Origin of the sequence: Methylophaga sp. SB9B (assembly GCF_004832235.1) — a bacterium.
Taxonomy (GTDB): Bacteria; Pseudomonadota; Gammaproteobacteria; order Nitrosococcales; family Methylophagaceae; genus Methylophaga; species Methylophaga muralis.
The window spans coordinates 1-254 of the sequence record NZ_SSXS01000053.1; the positions used below are offsets into that span (position 1 = coordinate 1).

Below are 254 nucleotides of genomic sequence, written 5' to 3' on the forward strand. Positions count from 1 at the left end.
CCGGTGCACCATCAATTTCTTTGACACCGGAAATCACATAGCCAACTTCACCGCAGTTCAGCGCAGGACGTTTACTACGTTTTGGAGTAAATACACCAACTTCATCGACTTGATATTCTTGACCGGTCGACATGACTTTGATTTTGTCACGGGTTTTCAGTCGGCCTGTTTGATACGAACCAGCGAGATAACCCCCACATAACTGTCGAACCAGGAATCAATAATCAAAGCCTGCAATGGTCCTTCCGGATCAC

1 pseudogene is annotated in these 254 nt (G+C 46.5%); it reads right to left on the bottom strand.

Going from position 1 to position 254, the window contains the following annotated elements:
- Positions 1–254 (bottom strand): annotated as a pseudogene (locus E8Q33_RS16320) (elongation factor 4); the annotation flags it as partial.